This window comes from uncultured Solobacterium sp., assembly GCF_963550625.1.
GTDB lineage: Bacteria > Bacillota_I > Bacilli_A > Erysipelotrichales > Erysipelotrichaceae > Bulleidia.
This window is the reverse complement of sequence record NZ_CAUVCV010000027.1, coordinates 1-6,479: the sequence shown is the minus strand read 5'-3', so window position 1 is coordinate 6,479 and position 6,479 is coordinate 1. Positions and strand designations below refer to the sequence as shown.

Genomic DNA, 6,479 nt, shown 5'->3' with positions numbered 1-6,479 from the left:
GGAATCGAGTAGTACTATGATTGGACTAATCATTACTGGTAATGGTAAATTTCCAGAAGGTGTAAGTAGTGCAGTTGAGATCCTTTCTGGAAAGTTAGAAGCTTACGAAACAGTATCCTTCCTATTAGAAGAGACTGTAGATCAATTCATTAATAGACTACGTACTGCAATTGAATCTATGAAGCAAAGTGGTAATATCCTTATCATGGCAGATGTTTTGGACAGTACAACATATCGTGAAGCTTGCACACTTGCAAAAGAGTATGCGGCTGAATGTAATATCGATGTGGTTGCTGGATTGAATGTCGGAATGGTTCTACAAGCAAGTATGGCTAGAAGTTATATTCATAACGTTAATGACCTGGCTGCTTTAGCAGTAGAGGCAGGACATAGTCAAATTGTAGACTTCGATGAAAAACTTCCAGACGAAGATATCGCTTAAATTAAATAATGAAAATCTTGTTTGTATATACAGACAAGATTTTTTCATTTGTCTCTTCAAAATATTTTATAAAACTTGTTTTCCTCAACAATTACTTAAAAATCATATAGTTATAGGCTATACTATATTTAGTAAATGATAAATATTTTACGTAATGGTAAATAGAACTACATCACAGAAGGGGGGATATCATGATTCTAGGAATGTTGAAGAAAAAATATCGGTGGTTCAAAGCTATTATGGTAGCACTTTTAGTGTTTTCAGTTGGTGCTTCATTACTATTAGTACATGCTGAGGATGAAGGTATAGAAGAAACATCAGATTCTTCAGAAATCACTCTTACATTACTGCGAGCACCATCAACAACTGAAATTTATCTAGATGGTGTTAGTGGAGATGACACAAACGATGGCAGTACTGCCACAAATGCAGTAAAGACATTTGAAAAGGCTAAGGAAATTGCAACTGCAAATCAAACCATTACCACAATCTGGGTAACTGGTACCGTTTCGGTTTCTGGAGAGATATCATTAGCTGGAACAAATGCAATCTTAAAGCGTGAGTCTGCATTTACAGATTATCTGTTAGAGACCCAAGCAGATACTATCTTCCATGATATTACAGTTGATGGAAATAAAGATAATATCACTGCAACTGGCTCCATCTATTCTTTAATTAGAGTAGCGAATGCGATTGCAACAATACAGGATGGAACGGTCCTAGAGAATAATGAAGCAAGAAATTCCAATATCGGCACTGGTGGTGCGGTGACTATTGAAGCTGGTACTTTAAATATGACAGGTGGATACATTCATGATAATCAAGCAAACTGGGGTGGTGCGATTTACCTAGGTGGTAGAGCTAACTTTAATATGTCTGGTGGTGTGATTGAAAACAATCATGCAGTTAGTGATGGTAGTAAGGTTGCGGCAGGTGGAGGTATCGCTTCTTGGTCTGCATATCCTGATGGCACAAATACTACAACGATTAGTGGTGCAGCTATGATTCGTCATAATCGTTCTGATGAGATGGGTGGAGGGATTTCGCTTGGTACTAATTCCGCTTCCAATGGAAAAGATAATCTTGTCATGACGGGTGGAACGATTGATGATAATCGCTCTGGTACTGGTGGCGGTGGTATATTTGTACAAGCTGGTTTTATTGGAAAAAATGCGACTGCAACAATTTCTGGTGGATATATTACAAATAATATAATGACAGGAACAGGACAGGGTAATTTCGCTTTTGGCGGTGGTGGTATCTATGTCAATGGATTTAATAGTATGGTCCCATCATTTCAAAATGGTGAATTAAAGTTAACCAATGCCTTAATAACAAATAATACGGCAGAGATGGAGGGTGGTGGCTACGCTTCCTGCCCAATTTCAAAGACTAAGATTTATTTGAAGAATGGTGTTGCGTTATATGCAAATACGGCAGAAAGCGCAAATGAAATCTATATTCTGGCAAGTAACAATTATGGAGCACATAGTGGAGATCCTACTTATGAAATATCACCACTGATGCTTGGTGGTACAGCTTATAACTGGAAAGATGATGATGGAAATGAAGTTCCACTCAATCATTTATCTGGACAACTACTCGCAATCAATGACGAATACCTAGGTCTTCATACCGATGTGGTGCAAGATACAAATGCACAAACACTTGCTAGAGTTATTATTTCTGGTAACTACTCCTTAACAAGAGGTGGAGGTATTGGATCAAATGGTACAGTAGAAATGGGAGAAAGTGATTTAACTTCCATTAGTGTTAGAAAAGAGTGGAAAGATATTCGCTCAAGTGGACTTCCGGAGAGTATCGATATAGAACTTTACCGTGCTATTGCAGGTGAACTACCACAATACGTAGGATATGAGACTATCATTCCAGATTCTAGTGGCAACTGCGTGATAACATTTGAGAATCTCCCAAAGAATGATGCAAATGGTAATACATTTATATATACGGTAAAAGAACGCCCTATAGAAGGATATATAGCACTAGTGACAGGTGATCAAGATAATGGATACATCATTACAAACTCCATTCCAAGAACACCTCCAACAGCAGATTATTTTCATGTATGGACACTTATTGCAGTAGTCTCAATCTCTCTAGTTACACTTTTGTTCTTAGGATTGTATAGAAGAAAAGAGTAAAACTGATACAAAAAATAACGAATAAAGGAAGTCTTATTGGACTTCCTTTATTTATGATTTTCCAAGAACTATATCGATTGATTGGAAGTGCAACTTATTTTTTGACGAAAAAATTGAAAATATGGGAAAAAGTAACAAATTTCACATTTTTTTACAATTTTTGTAACAAAATCAAAAAAATTTTTAAAAAATTAAAAATGCGAAAAAATCGCATAGAATAAGGATATTTAACACTTTTCGTAAATTTAAAACACGAAAAACACTTGAATATGATTGCAAATGAAAACAGAAAGTGGTTAGAATACAGCCATGATGAAAAATACTATCAAAAAACAAATGGGAATGATTGTGACTGGTGCATTATCTGCAGTATTAGTTGCAGGTTCTGTATCAATAACACATGTAAAGGCAGAGGAAACTGTCAATCCGTTCACAAGTAACGCACTACCAGTCATCACTATAGATGCACAGGTAGAAGATCCGTATACAGCGATTAAGAACGAAGTAATTAAGCAACGTGCTTTACTCGGTGGATATGATTTGAACTATATCTCACTTGAAAAGAGTGTAGCTGATATTACTGGCTTTGATCGAAACGCAACAGGTATTCAAACTGTTACAGTGAAAGTCAACTTAGCAAGTACAGGGGATAAGGAGGTTGAAAAGAGGCTTGGATACTCCTTTGTACAGAAGGTTGTTGTTAAACTGAAACAAGACAGTGCACCTGTAGTACAACTTAAGAGTGATGCCGTTACAGTAAATAACGGTGACACATTTAACGCTTCTAGTTATATTTCCTATATTAATGATGATTCTGGTATCTTACCTGTATTATCAGTAAGTGGCGAAGTAGATATGGATAAAGATGGCGAGTATCCAGTAACTTATACAGTTTCTGATACAGCTGGTCATACTTCAACTGCAGTATTAACAGTTACTGTAAAGACTCCTGTCGAAGTTGCGGCAGCTAAACAAGCTGAAGCAGAAACAAAGGCAGCTGAAATTACAGCACAACTTGAAGCAGTGAAGGCTATTACAGAGCCAACAACAAGCACAACAACTGATACAGCTACTACGACAACAAGTTTAGAAACACAGTTAGCTGAACTTCAGAAGGAAATTGACGCAATTAAAGAAATTGGTAATAACGCAAATGCTGCAGTAGGAAGTAATGAGACAATTGATGTTCCTGCTACACCAGCAGCTACAGAGACACCTGCAGTAGAAACTCCAGCAGCCACAACAGTTACTGAGACACCTGTTGCTACACCAGAGCCTACACCTGTACCACCAGCTGTAGTAGAAACTCCAGTAGCGACTCCAACACCAATTCCTACACCTACAAAGACAATGTACCCAAATGTACGTCTAAATGTTCGTACATCTCCAAGTACATCTGGCTCTATTATTACTACATTAAATGTAAATGATCCTATTTACTGTACAGATACAGTTTCTAACGGATGGCAAGAAATTGTAATCAATGGACAAGTTGGTTGGGTATATGCTCAATATATTCAAAGCGAACAGTATGTAGCTCCAACTCCACAGTATGGACAATATGGTGCATACACTGATGCAATCAATCTTGCATTATCATTCGTAGGTAACACACCATATGTATGGGGTGGTACATCTCCATCTGGATTTGACTGCTCAGGTCTTGTTAAGTACTGCTATGGTATTTCACAGAGAACTACATATACACAGCAAACATTAGGAACACACCGCTATGATGTATGGAATGCTCCAGCAGGTGCACTATACTTCTGGGGTTCTGAAACTGCACCATACCACGTAGCTATCGCTCTTGGTGGTGGTCAGACAGTACAGGCGATGAATGTAAATGATGGTATTCAAGTAATTGGTATCTCATACTTCATGCCTTCCTACTATGTAATTATCGGACAATAAGACTCCTGAAAAGGAGTTTTATTTTTGCCAATTTTGTGAAAAAATATCTAAAAATGTTATAGTTTTTTGAAAAACTTGTGAAATTGTGTGAAATAAGGCCCAAAAAGTTGCAAAGATACCACGAAAAAAAGTAAAATAGAGTCATGGTTAAAAATAAATTAAACAAAAAACTCGGTAGAGTAGGTGCTGGATTATTATCCGCATTACTCATTGCCGGTACATATTCAACAAAAACAGTATACGCAGATGACAACAAAGCTACTACAGTTGAAAAGGAAAACACATTACCAGTTATTGAAGTAAGTCAACAGGATTTAAATCCTCTTGATACTATCAAGAGCTTGGTAATTCAAGAAAGGGCTGCTTTTGACGGAACATATGATCTTACAAATATCTCAATCGAGAAGAGTGTTGCGGATATTGAAGGATTCAATCGTTCTGTAACAGGTATCCAAACAGTTACTGTCAAGGTTACACTTGCAAGTACTGGTGATATTGAAGCTCAAAAGACTTTAGGGTATTCCTTTATTCAGAAAGCCGTTGTAAATGTTGTCAATAGTACAGCACCTGTCATCAAGTTGAAGAATTCATCTGTTGTGGTAAACAATGGTGATACATTTAACGCATCTAGTTACATTTCTTATATCAATGATGATTCAGGTATTCTTCCTGTATTAACAGTGGATGGTGCTGTAGATATGAACACAGATGGTGATTATCCAGTTACATATACAGTTGTTGATACTGCAGGTAATAAGTCTACAGCGACTATGACAGTTTCTGTTCGTACTCCTCAGGAAGTTGTTGACGCAAGAATTGCGGCTGAAGAACAACGTCAAAGAGAAGAAGCTGAAAGAGCTGCTGCTGAAGAAGCTGCTAGAGCTCAACAAGCTGCGAACACTGCTAGATCTGCTACTACATCTACATTTGATCCATCTAAGTATGATTCAAGTTTATATGCTGGTGGTATCGCTGCTGCGTTATCTCTTGTTGGTACTCCATATCAATGGGGTGGTACAACTCCAGCAGGATTTGACTGCTCAGGTTTAGTTCAATACTGTTATGGTTTAGGTGCTCGTACAACATATGCTCAACAAGCACTCGGTACTCACCAATATGATGTATGGAATGCTCCAGCTGGTGCACTATATTTCTATGGATCTGATTCGGCTCCATACCACGTAGGTATTGCACTAGGTAATGGTACAATGGTTCACGCTGCTACTTATGGTATTGGTGTAACTGTACAGGATATCTCTGGTTACTTACCTTCCTATTACGTAGTACCTGGACAATAAGATAAGCAAGACTCACAGATGTGAGTCTTTTATTTTGTTCAAAAGAAAAAGTCCTTTCGGACTTTATAAGATTTGGAATATGAAATACTTTAGATAACTTGTTTCATCCATGGTCCAAAGGATAGGGTGATCAGGATTTTGTTGGGTAACTGAAATCTGACGTAATGTAACACCACATTCCTTAGCACTTTCTAATAACATCTGTTCAAAGAGTTTTGTTTCCATGAATCTTGAACAGGAACAAGTAATTAAATAACCACCATTACGTAATACATTCATTGCTTTCATATTGATATTTTTATATCCATAATAGGCACTATTAACAGTCTTACGAGATTTTGTAAATGCTGGTGGGTCTAGGACGATAATATCAAATTCATTAACTTTGAGTTGTTCAAGATAATCGAATACATCCGCTTGTACAAACTGAATTTTATCTTCAAGATGATTAAGTTTTGCATTTTGATAGCCTTGTTGTAAGGCTGTATTTGAAATATCGACAGCAGTAACTGCTTTTGCATTGCCATAGGCTGCGTTTAATGCAAAGCCACCAGTGTGACTAAAACAGTCTAATACACGTTTATTGCGGGCAATGTTACGTAATAATACACGATTTGATTTTTGGTCTAAGAAGTAACCTGTCTTTTGACCATTTTCAATATC

At 37.2% G+C, this 6,479-nt stretch carries 5 protein-coding genes; 4 read left to right on the top strand and 1 reads right to left on the bottom strand.

The genetic code is table 11. The features are described from left to right. From RYK16_RS08190 to RYK16_RS08175, 4 genes are all read left to right on the top strand, one after another. The coding region (locus RYK16_RS08190; protein WP_314851768.1) for a hypothetical protein at positions 1-442 on the top strand (442 nt) is incomplete at its 5' end. Between the two features lie 191 nt (positions 443-633). Further along, the gene (locus RYK16_RS08185; protein WP_314851767.1) at positions 634-2,604 is read left to right on the top strand and encodes a Cna B-type domain-containing protein; all 1,971 of its coding nucleotides are present in this window, start codon (positions 634-636) and stop codon (positions 2,602-2,604) included. Between the two features lie 309 nt (positions 2,605-2,913). Next, a complete protein-coding gene (locus RYK16_RS08180; RefSeq protein ID WP_314851766.1) occupies positions 2,914-4,518 on the top strand; it encodes an NlpC/P60 family protein in 1,605 nt (534 codons plus the stop codon). Between the two features lie 143 nt (positions 4,519-4,661). Then, the gene (locus RYK16_RS08175) at positions 4,662-5,816 is read left to right on the top strand and encodes an NlpC/P60 family protein (RefSeq protein WP_314112609.1); all 1,155 of its coding nucleotides are present in this window, start codon (positions 4,662-4,664) and stop codon (positions 5,814-5,816) included. Positions 5,817-5,879: 63 nt separating this feature from the next. Here RYK16_RS08175 and RYK16_RS08170 read toward each other — a convergent pair. Further along, a partial coding sequence (locus RYK16_RS08170; protein WP_314851765.1) for a class I SAM-dependent methyltransferase occupies positions 5,880-6,479 on the bottom strand: 600 nt, incomplete at its 5' end.